The organism is Candidatus Hydrogenedentota bacterium (assembly GCA_019637335.1).
Lineage (GTDB): Bacteria > Hydrogenedentota > Hydrogenedentia > Hydrogenedentales > JAEUWI01 > JAEUWI01.
Genome location: JAHBVV010000017.1, coordinates 67,112 through 83,619, shown reverse-complemented (window position 1 = coordinate 83,619; position 16,508 = coordinate 67,112). Strand labels below are relative to the sequence as shown.

Annotated in this window: 13 protein-coding genes; 3 read left to right on the top strand and 10 right to left on the bottom strand. The window is 66.5% G+C overall.

Going from position 1 to position 16,508, the window contains the following annotated elements; all coding sequences use genetic code 11:
- Positions 1-240: 240 nt before the first annotated feature.
- The 3 genes from KF886_17370 to KF886_17360 all read left to right on the top strand — a co-directional run bounded on the left by KF886_17370 (position 241) and on the right by KF886_17360 (position 4,183).
- Positions 241-1,776: an MFS transporter gene (locus KF886_17370; protein ID MBX3179128.1), complete on the top strand. Its 1,536-nt coding sequence runs from the start codon at positions 241-243 to the stop codon at positions 1,774-1,776.
- A gap of 302 nt (positions 1,777-2,078) precedes the next feature.
- Positions 2,079-3,128 (top strand): alpha/beta hydrolase, encoded by a 1,050-nt coding sequence (locus KF886_17365; protein MBX3179127.1) that lies wholly within the window; start codon positions 2,079-2,081, stop codon positions 3,126-3,128.
- Positions 3,125-4,183: an alpha/beta hydrolase gene (locus tag KF886_17360; protein MBX3179126.1), complete on the top strand. Its 1,059-nt coding sequence runs from the start codon at positions 3,125-3,127 to the stop codon at positions 4,181-4,183. Before KF886_17365 ends, KF886_17360 begins: the two co-directional genes overlap by 4 nt.
- Before the next feature lie 15 nt (positions 4,184-4,198).
- Here KF886_17360 and KF886_17355 read toward each other — a convergent pair whose 3' ends face one another.
- From KF886_17355 to KF886_17310, 10 genes are read right to left on the bottom strand one after another with little or no spacing between them, the layout of a single operon-like run.
- Positions 4,199-5,539 (bottom strand): diguanylate cyclase, encoded by a 1,341-nt coding sequence (locus KF886_17355; protein MBX3179125.1) that lies wholly within the window; start codon positions 5,537-5,539, stop codon positions 4,199-4,201.
- 40 nt (positions 5,540-5,579) lie between these two features.
- On the bottom strand, positions 5,580-6,977 hold the full coding sequence (locus KF886_17350; protein MBX3179124.1) for a trypsin-like peptidase domain-containing protein: 1,398 nt from the start codon (positions 6,975-6,977) through the stop codon (positions 5,580-5,582).
- 13 nt (positions 6,978-6,990) lie between these two features.
- Positions 6,991-9,684: a [protein-PII] uridylyltransferase gene (gene glnD / locus KF886_17345; GenBank protein ID MBX3179123.1), complete on the bottom strand. Its 2,694-nt coding sequence runs from the start codon at positions 9,682-9,684 to the stop codon at positions 6,991-6,993.
- The gene (locus KF886_17340) at positions 9,681-10,451 is read right to left on the bottom strand and encodes an SH3 domain-containing protein (GenBank protein ID MBX3179122.1); all 771 of its coding nucleotides are present in this window, start codon (positions 10,449-10,451) and stop codon (positions 9,681-9,683) included. The genes glnD and KF886_17340 overlap by 4 nt, the downstream gene beginning before the upstream one ends.
- On the bottom strand, positions 10,448-11,902 hold the full coding sequence (locus KF886_17335) for a BatD family protein (protein MBX3179121.1): 1,455 nt from the start codon (positions 11,900-11,902) through the stop codon (positions 10,448-10,450). Before KF886_17335 ends, KF886_17340 begins: the two co-directional genes overlap by 4 nt.
- Complete coding sequence (locus KF886_17330; GenBank protein ID MBX3179120.1) at positions 11,902-12,762, bottom strand: hypothetical protein; 861 nt, start codon at positions 12,760-12,762, stop codon at positions 11,902-11,904. Before KF886_17330 ends, KF886_17335 begins: the two co-directional genes overlap by 1 nt.
- On the bottom strand, positions 12,759-13,442 hold the full coding sequence (locus KF886_17325) for a hypothetical protein (protein ID MBX3179119.1): 684 nt from the start codon (positions 13,440-13,442) through the stop codon (positions 12,759-12,761). Before KF886_17325 ends, KF886_17330 begins: the two co-directional genes overlap by 4 nt.
- Positions 13,429-14,520 carry a VWA domain-containing protein gene (locus KF886_17320; protein ID MBX3179118.1) on the bottom strand — a complete coding sequence of 364 codons (1,092 nt, stop codon included), beginning with the start codon at positions 14,518-14,520 and terminating at the stop codon, positions 13,429-13,431. Before KF886_17320 ends, KF886_17325 begins: the two co-directional genes overlap by 14 nt.
- Positions 14,517-15,566 carry a VWA domain-containing protein gene (locus tag KF886_17315; GenBank protein MBX3179117.1) on the bottom strand — a complete coding sequence of 350 codons (1,050 nt, stop codon included), beginning with the start codon at positions 15,564-15,566 and terminating at the stop codon, positions 14,517-14,519. Before KF886_17315 ends, KF886_17320 begins: the two co-directional genes overlap by 4 nt.
- Positions 15,566-16,486, bottom strand: coding sequence for a hypothetical protein (locus tag KF886_17310; protein MBX3179116.1), 921 nt, complete (start codon positions 16,484-16,486; stop codon positions 15,566-15,568). The genes KF886_17315 and KF886_17310 overlap by 1 nt, the downstream gene beginning before the upstream one ends.
- Positions 16,487-16,508 lie beyond the last annotated feature (22 nt).

Genomic DNA, 16,508 nt, shown 5'->3' with positions numbered 1-16,508 from the left:
GGCGCCCGCGAATCCACGCAAATGCCAGCGCGTACGCGACAAGTCTCGCTCCTGAAACGGGGGCCAGTCCCCGGCTCCAAATCTCCCGCTAACCCGACTTGAACCCCGCCGCGGCAATGGGTAGTATTTCAGCGTGTATTGGGGAGAACCGCAAGCCCGACGGCTGCCGTGTGCATGCGGGCCCTTCTCGCCCCCGGTTTTCATTTTCACGGTTTCAACCAGCAGCGAAAGGTACCATCCATGAGTGCACAGCAACCCGCACGCATCGAAGCGCACCAGCAACGTTTGTTCTGGGGCTGCTTCATTGCACTGATTGCCACGGCATGCGGCTTCATTGTCCGCGTAATGATTCTTAACGAGTGGGGCGTTGAGTTCAACCTGAGCGAATCCGAGAAAGGGCAGATCATCGGCGTCGGCTTCTGGCCGTTCGCGGTGAGCATCGTGCTGTTCAGCCTGGTCATCGACAAGATAGGCTATAAGGCGGCGATGATATTCGCCTTTGTCTGTCACGCGTTATCCGCCGTCGTGACCATATTCGCCACGGGCTACGAAATGCTCTGGATCGGCACCTTCATCGCCGCCCTGGGCAACGGCACCGTGGAAGCCTTCATTAATCCCGTGGTCGCAACCATATTCCACCGCGAAAAGACCAAGTGGCTGAATATCCTCCACGCGGGCTGGCCGGGCGGCATGGTGCTCGGCGGCATCATCGCGGTGTTGCTCGGGGTCGTCGGCATCGACTCCTGGCAGGTCAAGGTGGGCCTGATCCTCATCCCGACGATCATCTACGGCGTCATGCTGATCAACCAGGAATTCCCGGTGCACGAACGCGTGGCCTCTGGCGTGTCCTACCAGGCCATGCTCAAGGAAGTCGGCATCATCGGCGCCCTGATCGTCTCCAGCCTGATGACGATCGAAGTCTGCCGCTTCTTCGGCATCGAGAACTACTACGTCCGCGGCGCGATCGCCCTGGCCCTTACCGGCGCCTACGGCTTCTACGTCAAGTCCCTGGGCCAGCCGCTCTTTATCTTCCTCCTCTTCATCATGATGCCCTTGGCCACCACCGAACTCGGTACGGACGGCTGGATCACCTCCCTCATGGAGAACGCCATGGGCGTCTACGGCCTGCCGCCGGTGACCGTGCTGCTGTACACCTCCGTGATCATGATGACCCTGCGCTTCTTCGCCGGACCGATCGTCCACCGCTTCTCGCCGATCGGCCTGCTCATGGGCAGCGCGGTCGTCGCCATCCTGGGCCTCGTCTTCCTGTCGAAAGCGGCGGGCATCGGCATCCTGCTGGCCGCCACGCTCTACGCCTTCGGCAAGACCTTCTTCTGGCCCACCATGCTGGGCGTGGTCGCCGAGCAGTTCCCCAAGGGCGGCGCGATGACCCTGAACACCATTGCCGGCGTCGGCATGCTGGCCGTCGGTATTGTGGGCGCGCCCTTCCTCGGCTACTTCCAGGACAACTCGATTTCGACGCACCTGCAACAGCAGCGTCCCGAGCTCTATGAAGAGTACACCACCGAAAAGACGTGGGCGCTGGGCCATGTCAACGCTCTGGACCAGGAGAAGCTGAAGGCGGCTTCCGAGGAAGACCGGGAGCTGGTGATGGGCCTCGCCGAGACCGCCCGCAAGAGCGCGCTGATGACCGTGGCCATCTTCCCGTGCATCATGCTGGTCTGCTACATCATCCTCTTCTTCTACTTCAAGGCGAAAGGCGGCTATAAGGTGGTCCACATCGACGAGCCCGACGAGGCCGTGTACGAGAGTTAGCGCCTCGCCAACCACACAGTTCACCCCGCGCGACCGCCCGGCGCGCGGGGTTTTCTTTTTTTTCGGCAACAATTCGGGCGCTTTGCAGGATCGTGGACATTCCGCGGCGGGGTGAGCCCAAGCGATTGAATGGCCCGGCGGGGTCTTTCGCGCCCCCGAGTTCCGAGGACTTCAAAGTCGCCGGATCCATCCGGGCCGCGCGTGCGCGCCACTGCGCCCCCCCATCCCGCTTGTTCGCTCCCCGGCGCGCGTGCCAGAATAACGCGCGCTTATCCTTTCCACGCACCGGGGACCCTCGTCCGATGAAAAGAGTGTTTTTCCGCATTGCCGCCGCCGCCATTGCGCTGCTCGCCGCCGCGGGCGGCTGGTGGTATTTTCTCGACGGGCGCGGCCCGGCAATACGCACCGATCTGGTGCGAATGCCCGCGGAATTCGGTCCGCCGCCGCCGGGCTACCCCACCGAGAACGCGCTGATGCTGGCGTACGTAACAGGCACCCTGGACCTGCTCGATCGCGAGGCGCCCGTGCCGGTCCCGGAAGGCGTGATTGAGGAACTCGACATCGAGTACGGTCGCGAGGGCGACATATCGCTGAAGCTGGACCTCTACCGCCCCGCGGCCAGCGACGCTCCGCTCCCGGCAGTCCTCTTTATTCACGGCGGCGGCTGGACGGGCGGGCGGCGCTCGGACTACAAGATCTACACCGCGCGCCTGCCGCTTCGGGGCTACGTCGCGGCCACGATGAGCTACCGCCTCGCGGACAAGCACGCATTCCCGGCGTGCGTGTCCGACACCAAGTGCGCCGTGCGCTGGCTCCGGGCGAATGTCGCGCGCCTGAACATCGACCCGAACAAGATCGCCGTGGCGGGCGGATCGGCGGGCGGCTACCTGTCCATGATGGCGGGCTACAGCAGCGGCGTGGAGGACCTCGAGGGATCCGGCGGCAATCCGGACGTAAGCAGCCGCCCGGACGCCGTGGTCAACCTGTACGGCCCCACGGACCTGACCACGCCATACGCGCGAACCCATCGGACAGTCACGAACTTCCTGAAAACGCCGTATGACGCCGATCCGGACCTGTACCAACGCGCTTCGCCCCTGTTTCACGTGGATTCGGGGGATCCGCCGACCTTTATCATCCAGGGCGCGCTGGACTCGCTGGTGACCCCGGATCAGGCCGACGCGCTCGCCGAAAAACTGAAGGATTCCGGGGTCGAATACTGGTACGACTGCTATCCCGGATGGCCGCACACCATGGATGTGGCGCGCCCGGTGAATGATCGGGTTCTGGAGACGATTGACGCGTTCCTGCGACACGTCTTCGGGGCGGAGACAAGGGAAATCCCGTCATGATGCGAACGATAGGAAAAATCTGCGGCGCGATGCTCATCCTGGCGCTGCTGGGCGCACTCTGGTGGCTCTTCATCGACTCGGCCCCGCCCCCCCGACGCCCGGACCTCGTCCGGGTTCCCGCCGAGTTGGGCCCGCCGCCGAAGGGCTTCCCCACGGAAAATGCGCTCCTGGCGGCCTTCGGCCTGAGTTCGATCGGCCTGATGGATCTCGATCTGGTGGATATGGACGCGTCCGCACCTGAGGTAGAGGGCATCGCCGTACGGAAAGACATCGTCTACGGCATGGGTGGAGATACCGAATTACAGCTGGATCTATACACGCCGGAAGGCCTCATTGAGCCAGCGCCCGGCCTCATTTTCATCCACGGCGGCGGCTGGCGCAGCGGAAAACGGCAGGACTACGCCCTGTACACCAGCCGCTTCGCGCGGCACGGCTACGTGGTGGCCACGGTCTCCTATCGCCTTCGCGAAGCGGGCTACTTCCCGAATAGCGTCGAAGACGTCAAGGCCGCGGTGCGCTGGATGCGCGCGAATGCGGCCGAGATTAACGTCGATCCCGATCGCATTGCGGCCATCGGCGGTTCCGCGGGCGGGCACCTGGCGATGATGCTCGGCTACACGAGCGACGTCCCCGAGCTGGAAGGAAGCGGCGGAAATCCGGGCGTGAGCAGCGCCGTGCAGGCGGTGGTGAACATCTACGGGCCCGTGGACTTCTCGGTCTACCCCGAGCGCGATCACCGGCTGGTTACCACCTATCTCCAGGGCCGCTACGAGGAACGCACGGAAATCTACGAGCTCGCGTCTCCGATCTTGCACGTGGACCCCTCGGATCCGCCGACGCTGATTATTCATGGCACGCTGGACACCCTGGTGCCTGTGACGCAATCGGATCTGCTCGCGGAGAAGTTCCAGGAACTGGGCATGGCGTACTGGTACGACCGTATCGACGGCTGGCCGCACGCGATGGACGTCGCCAACCCCGTCAACGCGCGCGTGGAACAGGTGGCCGTGGCGTTTCTCCGGGAAGTTTTCGAGACCGCGGCGCCGGAGCGGTGAGTTCGCTCCGCGCGATCAGGGCGCGTGGCAAGTGGCGTTCTTGCCCTGGGCCTTCGCGCTGTACAGGGCCTTGTCCGCGGCTTCCACGAAATCGCTGGCGGCCATCCCCGGCCTGAACTCGGCTATGCCAATACTCATGGTCGTGCCGTAGCATTCCAGCTCCGAGAAGGCCAGGTGCATGCGCGCCGCGACGGCGGCCGGCCCGCCCGGCGAGAAGTTGTGCAGCAGCACCGAGAACTCGTCCCCGCCGCAGCGAAAACCTTCATCATACGCCTTGATCCGTATGCTCCGCTTAATGACTTCACCCACGTTCTTCAGGAGCATATCCCCGGCCTGGTGCCCGTGGGTATCGTTGCATCGCTTGAAATTGTCCAGATCAATCGTGAGCAGCGCCAGCGGCGAGTTTTTCTCGGTTGCGCTCGTCACCGCCCACTCAAGCCGGTTGGTGAACGTTCTCTTGTTGTAGAGGCCCGTGAGCGCGTCTTTTTGCGCGGCCTCCTCAAGTTCACGATCCGTCTCGCGCTTTTCGGTAATGTCTCGAAACGCCAGGAACGCGAACTGCTCGCTGTCCGCGGTGACCATCGTCACCGTCACATCAAAGTGGAGTTTCTTACCGGAGGGATGCTGGACTTGAAGATCCCCGATGGTCCCCTTGCCCGACCGCGCGCAGAGCAACATCCACTGTTCAAAGCGCTCGCGATCGTGGCCGGCGACAAGTTCGCCGAAATTGCCGCCCAGAAGATCCTCCGCGCTCAGGCTGAGCACCGAGCAAATGGCGTCGTTTGCATCCTCGATCCGCCCGCCCTCCATCCGGATGAGCAGCGTCCCGTCCATACTCAGGTCAAAGAGGCTCCGGTACTTTCGGTGCGCCACCAGCAGGTCGTGCCGCAGGTACATCTCTCGCAACACGCGGATCAGCTTCGCCTCGAGCTCCGCCGGAAGAAACGGCTTGTTCAGGAAATCGCGCGCGCCCTTGTGAATGACCTCCACATAGGGAAAGTCATCGGCGTAGCCCGTCATCACGAGCACATTCAGATCCGGATCGCTTTCCAGCGCCTTCTCGATGAGTTCGAATCCGTGCACCCCCGGCATCTTCATGTCGGTAAGAAACACGTCGTATCGCTCCCGCGCCAGCAGCGCCAGGGCCTCCGTCCCCGAGCTCGCCGTGCGGACCCGGCACTGGAATGCGTTGGCAATCACCCGCTCGATAAGCGTGACCACGCCTTCCTGGTCGTCGGCAACCAGGATCCGCGCCTCCCGCATCCGCTCGGTGTCGCTCCGGCGCGGATCTCCAGACTTCGCGCGCCGATCGCCCCACGCGCGCTCCAGGCTCAACCCCTCGTTGTTCAATCCCAATTCTCCCAATCCTTCCTGAACCGCCCAAACCTGCTTCCGGTCACGGAACCCGGATAACGGTGATGTCCTGGCTCGCGCTTCCCCGTGCAAATCGAACCAGCAGCGAACTGTTCGTTCCAGTGCGTTCCTTCACCAGCTTCCGGAATGCCTCAACACTCGTAACCGGCTCCCGATCCAATTCGGTTATACGGTCCCCCGCGCTGATTCCGGCATTGTCGGCGGGGCTGCCGGGCATCACTTCGCTCACGAATAAGCCGCCGTCGGACTCCGCCAATCCGAGCTTCGCGCGGAGTTCCGGATCGACGGCCTGAAGACGCATCCCGAGCACCGGCGCCTCGCGCATCGGGGTCTCGGCCGCGTTGCGCCACTCATCGAGGGTCGTCTGAATCTCCACCGTCTCGTCGTCCCGCCAAACCTCGATCATGACGGTGTCCCCGGGGGTCATGGACGAAATCTTCCGGATCAGGCTGCTCGTATCCTGCACGATTTCGCCGTTGACCTTACGGATCACATCGTAAACCCGGATGCCGTCACGCGCGGCGGGCGTGTCCGGCTGCACTTCCTCCACCACCGCGCCCTGTTCGTCGGGCAGGCCCAACACGGGCGCGATATCGCTCCCGACATCGTCGATGCGCACGCCCAGAAAACCGCGCCGGACCTTGCCGTCCGAAATCAGATCGGGAACAATGTTCTTTACTTCATTGACCGGAATCGCAAACCCGATGGAGTTCGCGCCCCAGATGATTGCAATGTTGATGCCGATGACATCGCCGTCGATGTTGCAGAGCGGCCCGCCGCTGTTGCCCAGATTGATCGCGGCGTCGGTCTGGATCAGGTTCTGGAAGCGGATGCCCTGTTCCTGCAAGCCCCAGAGGTTGTTTCGGCCGAGCGCGCTGATGTGCCCGAACGACAGCGACCCATCGAAGCCGCGCGGGCTCCCCAGCGCGATGGCGAACTGGCCGACTTTCAATGTGCTTGAATCCCCAAGCCGCGCGGGCGTCAGCGTTTCGGAGGTTTCAATGCGGATCACCGCCAGATCCGTGTCCGGATCCGCGCCCACCACGGTGGCGTCGTACCGGCGCCCCGTCCACAAGAGCACTTCGATGCGCTGCGCGTCGGCGATTACGTGGTTATTCGTGACAATGTGCCCCTCCGTGTCGTAAATGAGCCCGCTGCCCGTGGAGCGCGGATTCTCACGCGGCAGCCCGCCCTCGGGAAGCGGGACGCCGAAAAAGTGGTGCAGTTCGCGCAGGCTTTCCCGCGCCTCGCTGCTGAGGCTGCCCTCCGTTTCGATAGACACCACCGAAGGCCGCACTTCCTCGTGGAGGCGAACAAAGCTGTCTTCTATCTCGCGAAGGATGGGGCTTCGCGCGCCGGCCGGAACCAGCAGGGCCCCGGCGGCCAGCGCGCAAGCCAGCCATCGTTGCGCAAACTTCATTGCCATACTCTCCTTAGCCGCCCGCCACAGCCAGCGGGCGGATCGCGGTTTCCAGACCGGCGCGTACCGCCGCCTGAACCGCGGGATCGGTGATTTTGGAGCCGTCCAGCCGCACATAGAACGAGTCTCGCACCTGCCGCGCATCGGTCACCACATGCGAGGAGAAGAAGTCGATGCCGTGACCCGCGAAGACGCAGGCGATATCGTAGAGTAAGCCGGTTCGGTCCCCGGTTTCAATCTCGACCACGGTGTCTGTCTTTGAACATTCGTTGTCGAAGCTGATCCGTGTCGCCACCGGGACCCGGGGCTGGTGCAGGGCGAAGAGCCGCGTCCTCGATTTGTTGACGTATTCCTGCACGCTGCCGCGTTCGAGCAGCACGTGAAACAGCACCTGTTTGAGCGCCTCGAACTGCCGTTCCGTCAATGGGCGGCGGTTCACCGCGTCCGTCACGGTAAAACGGTCCACAATGTAACCATCCGGGGCCGTAAACACCAGCGCGCGCTGCACATCCAGCAATTGCGACGCAAAACTGCCCGCAATGCGCGAGAAGAGCCCGTGGCTGTTCTGCGTGCAAACCACAATGTCGGTCGTCCGGGTGCCTTCGTTTTCGACGCCCAACACCGCAAGCCCGTGGATCCGGGCCTCCGCGATACACCGGAGGTGATCCGCAATTTGCTCCGGGCTGAAGGCGACAAAGTAGCGCTCGCCCATCTGCACCAGGTGCGGAACGACCTCGCTCCGGAGCGGCGCGGGCGTCGCTTCGGCGACCGCGCGCGCCTTGGGCAGTGTCCAGTAGGCCTCCGCGGCCACCGGGCGCCCGAGCAGGATGCGCTCCGTTTTGAGATACAACTTCCCGAGCAGGGCCCCTTTCCACTCCGTCCAGACATCCGGCCCGACGGCGGAAAGATCCGCATACGAGAGCAGCAGGAGCGCCCGCAATCGGTCGGCGGTCCGGACCGTCGCCGCGAAGTTACTCACAATGTCGAGATCGTCGGTGTCCCGGTACATGGCGATATGGTTCATCAGCATATGGTGCTCGACCAGAAACACGATACGGTCCGTGTCCTCCTCGGGTAGCCCCATGCGCCCGCAGATCCCGCGCGCCAGCCGAACGCCCTCCTCGACATGTTCCTCGCCGCCGGCCTTGCCCAGATCGTGCATCAGGATCGCGAGAATCAGCACGTGCGGATCCCGCAGGTGTTCGAGCGCCGTCTGGAGCAGCCGTCCGGTGGCGCCTTCGAGGCCGGGTATCGCGCCCACCGCCTCAATCGCCCGGAGCGTGTGCTCATGCACCGGATAGCTGTGAAAGTCTTCGTAGCGAACGACCCCGTCAACCTCCGCAAACTCGGGAATGTAGGCCCCGAGCAGCCCCGTTTCCGCCGCCTGGCGCAACGCGAGGCCGGCCTGCAACGGGCGGCCGCAGATGGCCGTAAAAAATCGGCGCACCAGATCGTTTCCGCGAAACGCCGCGTCGACCAGCCCCAGGTTTCGGGTCACCGCCACCTGGCTCTTGTGGGAAAGTGGGGCGTTGCGCCGACCGCTCTCCCAGATCACTTCCATCAGGCGCGGCGGGTTCTCCGCAAACCACTGCGGATCGTGATTTCCGATCCACAGCTCGCCCCGCACCACGTCTATCCGTCCCCGCGGCGTAGTTTCGCGGGCCGCCGAGCCGGAAGGCATCGGATTCGTAATGCCGACAACCATCCGCAGCAAGCGCCGGATCGCCCGGGCCGCGGTGTAGTAATCCTGCATCAGGCGATCGATCGCCTGCCGCGCGTCCTCGCCGTACCCCAGGGCCAGCGCGACATGCTTCTGGAGGACGAAGGTCAGTTGGTTCTCGCCCTTGCCCGTGTGAAAGTGCAGTTCATTGCGAATGCGCCAGATAAAATCCAGGCTTTCCTGAAAAAGCAGGTTGTCCTCGGGCGCCAGTTCGCCGAGATGCTCCAGATCGTCCAGCGACAAGCCGCCGCGCGTGAGATGCAGGATCCAAAGTGCGGTGTGATAGTCGCGCAAGCCGCCCACCCCCTCCTTCAGATCGGGCTCCGGTTCATAAAGGTCGCGCCCGACGCCCGCGCCCGGCCCGGTATCCGCCCGTTCCCGAAGAAACGCGAGCAGGGCCGCGCGCTGCTTCGAAACCACGGGTTCCAAGGCCCGTTCGAAACGCGCGAAGACCGCCGGATCCCCGGCCAGAAAACGCGCGTGCAGGTAACTCGTGAGCGCGGTCTGCTCGGTCGCCGCAAGCCGGGCCGCCTCCTTCACTTCCTGAAGCACATACCCCGACTTGAAGCCCACGTCCCAGAACAGTGGCACGAGGTAGGTGTTCAGCGCCTTCAACTCGGAATCAAGCCGTCCCGTATACAGCAGGCACACGTCCAGATCGGAATGCGGGTTCAGCTCCCCCCGGCCATAGCCCCCGAGCGCGCACGCAGCAATCCGTTTGCGGAGCCGCGCGCTCGCCCCCACTTCCGCCAGCGCAAGCCGAAGAACACCCCGCACCAGGTCGTCCGCCAGCGCGGTCAGTTGCGCCACGATGCCGCGTCCCGACCCGCGCGCGAGGTGGGCCGCCTCGATGCGCTTCCATTCGGAACGGTAGTGGTTCCGGATTGCCGCCAGGCGCACTTTCGGCGCGGCGGCGCGGAACGTGTCGGGATCGTGCTCCGCGGCCTGGACGAGGTCGCGAAAGGAGACAGGCGCATCGGTGCTCACGGGACTTCGGGATCTTTCCGGGTTGCATATACGTCAAACGGGGGGCCCAGGCTGGCCAGATCGGATCGCGGAATCCAGCCACGGAGGCCGTCCGCCGTCTCTACGCGGGCCCAGCCCGGCTCGCGGGCGTCCACGATCACGCGATCGCCGGCTCGGAGCACGGTCCGAACCGCGTCGCGCGCGTCGGGGCCATACCGCGCCTCGGATTCCGGCGCGACGACGACCGCCGCCGTCCGCATTGGCTCGGGCGCCAGCAGCGCGCCCGCGCACAGGAGCAACAACGCCGCCAGGGACGCGGTCTTCCAGCGCGTTCCGGGGCGGTGAATGCCCCCCCGGAGCGCCATCGCCAGTATACCCCAAAGCAGGATCCAGAGTCCCGCCAGGCCCCACCGATACACCGGCCGGGAGAGCCCCGGAACCGGGGAGGGGCTCCAGCCGTTCAGCGCGAATCCCTCCGGCCTATCGCGCCGCTCCGGCATGCCGTCCAGCACGGCATCCAGCGATCGGGCCGCGGGTTCGAAGCGGGCGTCCAGCGCGAGGGCGCGCTCGTAGTTGAGTACCGCCCAGCCGGGCTCTCCCTGGTGATGCCAGGCGCAACCCAGGTTGTAATACACGTCGGCGTTGGCGACGCCGGATATCGCGAGCTGCTCCCAGGCCTGAATCGCCGCGGGCAGGTCGCCCGCCGCATAGGCCGCGTTTCCCCGCTCGAAAAATGTCGTGTACACGTCGCTGCCGAGGCACAGTAAAAGCACAAGCGCGCTGCTCATCGGGCGCACCTCCACCACCCGGAACGCGCTTCGGAACCCAACGCGGCTCGAGCGCGATCCCCAAGCCCTTCGAGGGTGGCGTTGTCCCCCGCATAGCGCGCCCGGTCGCAAGCCTCCAGCAGCGACATAAGTTCCCCCGCGGCATCCTCCCCATCGCCGCCCGCCAGCGCGGATCGCATCTCCGTCACCGTCATGCCGGCCAACGCCACGCCGGTCCGTTCCGACAGGATGTCCCGAAGCGCGGCACGGAGCGCGTCGGCCGGATGCGGGTCGGCCAGCGCGGCCGCAATACGAACGCCTTCGCCCGGCGTGCGCCGCCGCCCCCGCCACGATCGCGTGGTCAGCCCCCCGCGCCAGGCCCAAAGGATCCAGAGCGCGAAGCCCACCGGCGGAAACGTGATCGCCAATGGCCAGATCCGGATGCGATCGCGCCGGACGCGCACGCGCTCCAGGTGCGTCACAATCGGCATCCGGCCCTCGCGGACCACTTCCAGGGCGCTCGTCGCGCCGTCCCCCGACCCGCCGATGACCACCAGCGCGTCGGCCTCGCCCGAAGGGGCGATCTCGATTGATAGTGGAGGGGTGCGGGCGATCCGATACCGCCCTTCAGCGGGCGAGAAGTACGGGTATACGACCGGTGGGAACTGCCGCGAACCGGCCCCCACCGGCATGAACTCATAGCGAAAACGGCGCGAAAAGACCCCGTCGTCGCCACCGCCGGGTGCGGGCTCTTCGACGGGATTGCCTATCCGATACCACGATGCCGCCGGCATCTCGGGCGGCAGCGCGCTCTCCGGATTCCCGGTCCCCGAAAGGATCACCGAGACCGTTACGGGCACGCCCTGCCGCATTTCGTGGGACTCGAACGCCATCTCCAATTCCAGCTCGCCCACAGCCCCCTGGAAGCCGTCTGGCGGCGGCGGGAGCGGACGAACCCGCACGCGGATAGGCGCCGTGGCCAGATCCAGGTCCGCCGCGCTGACGCCCGTTGAGGTATAGCCGCGGGCCGACCCCGTCCAGGCCCACGCCCCGATGGTCAGTTCGCCGGCGCGCGCGGGATAGAGGCGCTGGTGATGCAGGGTCACGGAGTACAGCGCGCCATCGCGGGCGGTGGTGGTGTGTTCCACGGTCAGCCCGCCCGTGTAGAAACCCTCGGCGGACGGCAGGCGCAACCCGGCGATCCGCTCCCGGGGCTGCACGCGCACGCCCCGCAGCTCCAGTTCCCCGTATTCCAGCGTCAAGGTAATCGCTTCGCCCAGATAAACGCTGTCGCGGTCCACGCGCGCGTCGATGTAGACCGCGTCTTCGATCATCGGGCCCGGATCGGCGGCGTCTTCGGATGCCGGCTCCGCCACTTGCGCTGTCGCGCACTGATAATGAGCCAGCACCACGAAAATCAGGCCCCAGGCCGATCTCCGAGAACACGCGGCGGCTGTCGAACGCAATGGCATCACCACCAGGCCCCCTGGATGACCACGTCATAGCGCCGGTTTCGCGCGTTCTTCTGCTCGCGCATGTCCTCCTCTTCGAGCGCCCGAAGTATCGCCTCCAGCGCCGCGGTATCCGGCGTTTCCGGGGCGGCCCCGTCCGCGTAGCCTTCCGCTGCCTCGGGCGCGTTCGGCTCCTCCGCTTTTTCATCCTCCGGCGGCGCCGCCTCCAGCGTCCAATCCGGTTCCTCGTCCGCTTCCTCGCCGGGGCCGCCCTGGCCCGATCCGCCGCCCGAGTCGCTGCCCGCCGAAGCGCTGCCGGGCGCCGGATCGCCCGAGGGCTGCTCCCCGCCGTCGCGGCCCGAACCCCGTTGCGGGGGCTCGGGCGCCTGCGCGACACTGACGACGACGATCAATTCGCCGTCCGGCATGCCAAGCCCGCGAAATACGATGCCGTGGCCGCGCGCGGCCCGCCCCGAAACCGCCAGCGCCTCCACCGTCTCACCAGCGTCCGTCAGATCGACCGACGCGACAAATAGCACCTCGTCTTCCTCGTTAATACTGGATGGCGTGAACGTCACCTGGTACCGATCATCGATGGGCGCGGCCGTCTCGACGCCATACGGGGCCTCCACTTCCTCGAAGCGGTACTCGCGAAACGTATTCCACGGCAGGGCGCTCAGGTACTCCTCCAGCGGTTCAAGCGATGGATCGAAGTGGGGTGTGGCCCGCTCTTCACGCGTCGCGCGGATCGCCAGGATCCGGACCAGCTCCGGGGCGGCCAGCGTCTCCGGCGCGGCAGGCGCATCGGGCGCGGCCCCCTCGGGCGCCTCCTGGCCGATCAGGCCAAGCAATAGCAGCGTGGCGGCGTAAAGCGCGTTCATTCGTCCGCCTCCGCGCCGCCCGGGCGCAATACCACCGTGCTCCCGTCCACCACTTCGGCGGTGGCCCCGGGAATCGCGGTGGTGACGCTCTCCACGGCGACGATCTCGCCCGGCAACTTGTCTTCGGATCGCTCCTCATCCTCCTCGGGATCGCGCGGCGGGTTCTGCAGGAGCGTATTGAGGCGGTAGCGCGCATGATCGAGGTTCCGCCGCGCCCGCTCCAACTCGGGAGACCGCGCCGCGCAAGCCTCCAGCTCCGCAACCGCCGCGCGCAGGTTCGCCACGCGCTCGTCATAGCCCGTCCGGGGGTCAATCGTCGCGTCCATCATGAGCAGACATGTCGCCGCATTGTACGCGGACGCGGCGGCGAAGGCCTCGGGAGCGGCGGACGCGGCCCAGGCGAACATTTCGCGGGCCGCGCGCAGGTGATCCGCGGCCACCGCCGGATCGCCGGACGCCATTTGCTCCCCCGCCGCGGCGGCCATGCACCCAATGGCGAACAGCAGCTCGGGCGCATCCGGATGCTCGACGCGGGCTTCGCGGCACACCCGCAGGGCATCGGCGGGCTGTCCCGCGGCGACCAGCCGCGTGGCGCGCGCGATGGCGTCATCCACCGGCCCCGCGCCAGCCGGGGCGGCGGCCAGGACAAACGTTATGAAAAAACGGCTAGGCCAGCGCATGGTCGGCCTCCTCGCGCGTGCGGCGCGCCGAAACACGATGCGCCAGACGCGGCATCAGCACCAGCCAGCCGCCCTCACCGGCAAAACAAATCAGGGCCGCGGCCAGCGGCCAGCGGTACTGGTTGGGCTGCCGGTGCGGGGCGCTATCTGGACCGCCCGGGCCGCCCAGCCGGGCAAGCTCCCGCCCGATCGCGTTGATATCGTCGTTGCCCAGGGTGCTGCGCACATACACGCCCTGGCCCGCGATCGCAATCCGGGAAAGTCCCTCTTCGTCGAGCACCGACCAGTGCGTGCTTCCATGCCGGTGCGCCGGCTGGGTCCGCTGCATCCACTGGGGCAGGCTCACTTCGGCGCCCGCCGGATCCCCGACCCCCAGCACGGCCACGCGGGCATAGTCCGCGAGGCGTTCCGCCGCCGGAACCGCATCGCCGCTCACGGCCTCGCCGTCGCTGATCAGCAGGACGATCCGGTCGCCGGGAACGGTTCCGTAGCCACGGCCCAGGCCATCCTCAAACACTTTTTCCGCCTCGGCCAGCGCCGATTCAATATCCGTGCCTTCCACCGTCAGCGTGTCGGTCCCCACCGATTCCAGCACGGCGCGGAAGTAGGCGTGATCGCGCGTCAGCGGGCATTCCAGCGCCGCCGCGCCGGAAAACGCAATCAGGCCAAAGCGATCCGCCGGGTAGCGCTCCAGCAACATCTGGATTTTGTCGCGCGCGCGGGCCAGGCGGCTCGGCGCGATATCCGCCGCATTCATGCTCTCGGAGGTGTCCAGCAACACAAGGATTTCCCGGCTCGCGGCGGAGGGGCCGGCGGCGGGCGCGCCCCAGCGCGGACCGGCAAGTGCGGCGAGCAGCAGGGCGGCGCCCGCGAGGATCAGCGCGTTCAGCGGAAGCCGCAGCGCGGGGTGGTATCCGCGGACGAGGCGGGACAGCAGCGGCGCCTCGGCGAAGGCGTGGAGGCGTCGCGCGCGGCGGCTTTCCAGGCGCGCGAGGATCCACGCCAGACACGCCAGCACGATCGCGCTGTAGGCGGCGAACAAAACAAGCGTCTGCGTGTCGTGGGTGAACGCGATCATGGCAGCACCTCGAACCAGGCGCGGCGCGAAAGCGCCGACGCGCCGATGACCAGGCCCCCGAGTACTATCCAGGGCGCGTGGGCCTCCTGGTAATCGTAGAGCGACCCCGCGTCGATTTCCGTAGCTTCCAGCCGGTCAATTTCCTGGTAGGCCTGCTGGAGCGACGCCACGTCCGTGGCCCGGAAGTAGGCGCCGCCCGTGAGACTGGCGATGCGCTGTAACGCGGCCTCGTCCACAAGCTGGCCGCGTGTCCGCGCGCGCGCGGTGACCGAACCCATCTGCTGGGCGTCCTTCACGGGGCCCACCCCCAGGGTGTAGATCCGGATCCCGAAATCGGCCGCGATCTGCGCCGCCGTCATGGGATCCAGCTCGAAGCGGTTGTTCACCCCGTCCGTCAGCAGCACCATCACCTTCGATTTCGCCTCGCTCTGGCTCAGGCGCCGCGCCGCCAGGCCAATTGCGGATCCAATGGCCGTGCCGTTCTTGCCCCGATCCTGCTGGGAGACGGGCTCCGCCCGTTCTATCGCATGTTCGAGGATGGCGTAGTCCAGCGTCAACGGGCACGCGGTCCACGCAATGCCCGCATACAGGATCAGGCCGAGCCGATCGGCCCCGTAGCGCTCCTCGGGTACAATCCGGCGGTTCTGGATGAAATTGGCCACCGCGATCTTCGTCACATCGAGCCGGTTCGCGGGTTGCGCTCCAATGTAGAAATCCTGTTCGGCCATACTGCTCGACACATCGACGCACAGCATGATATCCACCACGCCCGCGCGTTCGCCGCGCGCGCGAAATCCGTTCAGGGGGCCGGCCAGCGCCACAATGAGGAGCAGCAGCCCCGCGCAGCGCAATACGGGGGGGATGAGCCGCGCCGCGGACGGGCGATCGCCCGCCTGACGGGCCAGGCGGTCCGCCGTGGAAATACGGATGGTAGCCGGGGCGCGGGTTCCCAGTTCCAGCGCCAGCAGCACCAGCGGCAATGGCGCAAGCCAGAGCCAGCCGGGCTGCGAGAGCGCCGTGAATGTAAACCAGGCCGAAGGCGTCATCAGGCGGCCCCCCGCATGCCGTCGCCGCCGGATTCTTCCAGCAGCGCCACCAGCGCGCGCACTTCCGCGATGGCCGCGCCGCACTGTTCCCAGGGCGGGCGGACACCCGCAAACTTCACCCGGTCGGCGTCGCGAAGCTGCCGGCGAATGCGCCGCCTGGTCTCGGGGGCAAGCGGCAATTCGGCCAGCGGGCCCTCGGTGAATTCCGGGGTGGATTGCTCCAGGGCGGGAACCCCGAAGCGACGTCCGAGGTACGTGCGCAGAATCAGCGACAACGCAACATAGATCGCCTCGATCTCAACGCCGTCCGCATGCAGCGCGGCCTCCAGTTCGTCCAGCCGCATGCGTGCTTCGGCCAGCGGGTCCAGCGACCGGGTTCGCGCGGGCCAGCGCAACGCCGACCGGAATCGCCACGCCGCCGCGCCCAGGACAAGCACCGCCATCAGTATCAGCGCGACGGGCCAGCCCCGATCCGCCGCGGGCGCCGCGAGGTCCGCCGGAAACAGAAGCCCCTGCGCCACCCGGACCTCCGATTCTTCCTCGGGCGTCAGGGCGCGTACCGACAACGCGGCGGGTTCTACGGTCGCGGCGGGCGCGCCATCCGCCCGGACCGATACCGGCGGCAAGAGAAACGTCCCCGGCCCGATGGGCGCGATATCCCACACGAATTCGATGGATTTCCGGCCCCCTTCCAGCGCGCGTTCGGCGGGCTCCCGGGCGACCAGTTCAAGCCCGGGGGCCTCCAGCGCGGCGGGTTCCACGTCTATCGCGGCTTCCGCGGGCGCCTCCACCACCACGCGGTAGTCCGTGGTCCGGTGAAAGGGAATCTCCGCGGCGCCGAGCGCGCCACGCGCGGAAAGCGCCGGCGTCTCCGCGGCCGCGACCTGGAGTAACGCTATGAACAGGGCGGAAAACATCATTGCACCAACTGTACCATCCCGC

Excerpts from the sequence above, each read along its gene's own strand:
- KF886_17370 (MBX3179128.1), top strand. The coding sequence starts at position 241 with ATGAGTGCACAGCAACCCGCACGCATCGAAGCGCACCAGCAACGTTTG.
- KF886_17365 (MBX3179127.1), top strand. The coding sequence starts at position 2,079 with ATGAAAAGAGTGTTTTTCCGCATTGCCGCCGCCGCCATTGCGCTGCTC.
- KF886_17360 (MBX3179126.1), top strand. The coding sequence starts at position 3,125 with ATGATGCGAACGATAGGAAAAATCTGCGGCGCGATGCTCATCCTGGCG.
- KF886_17350 (MBX3179124.1), bottom strand. The coding sequence starts at position 6,977 with ATGAAGTTTGCGCAACGATGGCTGGCTTGCGCGCTGGCCGCCGGGGCC.
- KF886_17340 (MBX3179122.1), bottom strand. The coding sequence starts at position 10,451 with ATGAGCAGCGCGCTTGTGCTTTTACTGTGCCTCGGCAGCGACGTGTAC.
- KF886_17335 (MBX3179121.1), bottom strand. The coding sequence starts at position 11,902 with ATGCCATTGCGTTCGACAGCCGCCGCGTGTTCTCGGAGATCGGCCTGG.
- KF886_17330 (MBX3179120.1), bottom strand. The coding sequence starts at position 12,762 with ATGAACGCGCTTTACGCCGCCACGCTGCTATTGCTTGGCCTGATCGGC.
- KF886_17325 (MBX3179119.1), bottom strand. The coding sequence starts at position 13,442 with ATGCGCTGGCCTAGCCGTTTTTTCATAACGTTTGTCCTGGCCGCCGCC.
- KF886_17320 (MBX3179118.1), bottom strand. The coding sequence starts at position 14,520 with ATGATCGCGTTCACCCACGACACGCAGACGCTTGTTTTGTTCGCCGCC.
- KF886_17315 (MBX3179117.1), bottom strand. The coding sequence starts at position 15,566 with ATGACGCCTTCGGCCTGGTTTACATTCACGGCGCTCTCGCAGCCCGGC.
- KF886_17310 (MBX3179116.1), bottom strand. The coding sequence starts at position 16,486 with ATGATGTTTTCCGCCCTGTTCATAGCGTTACTCCAGGTCGCGGCCGCG.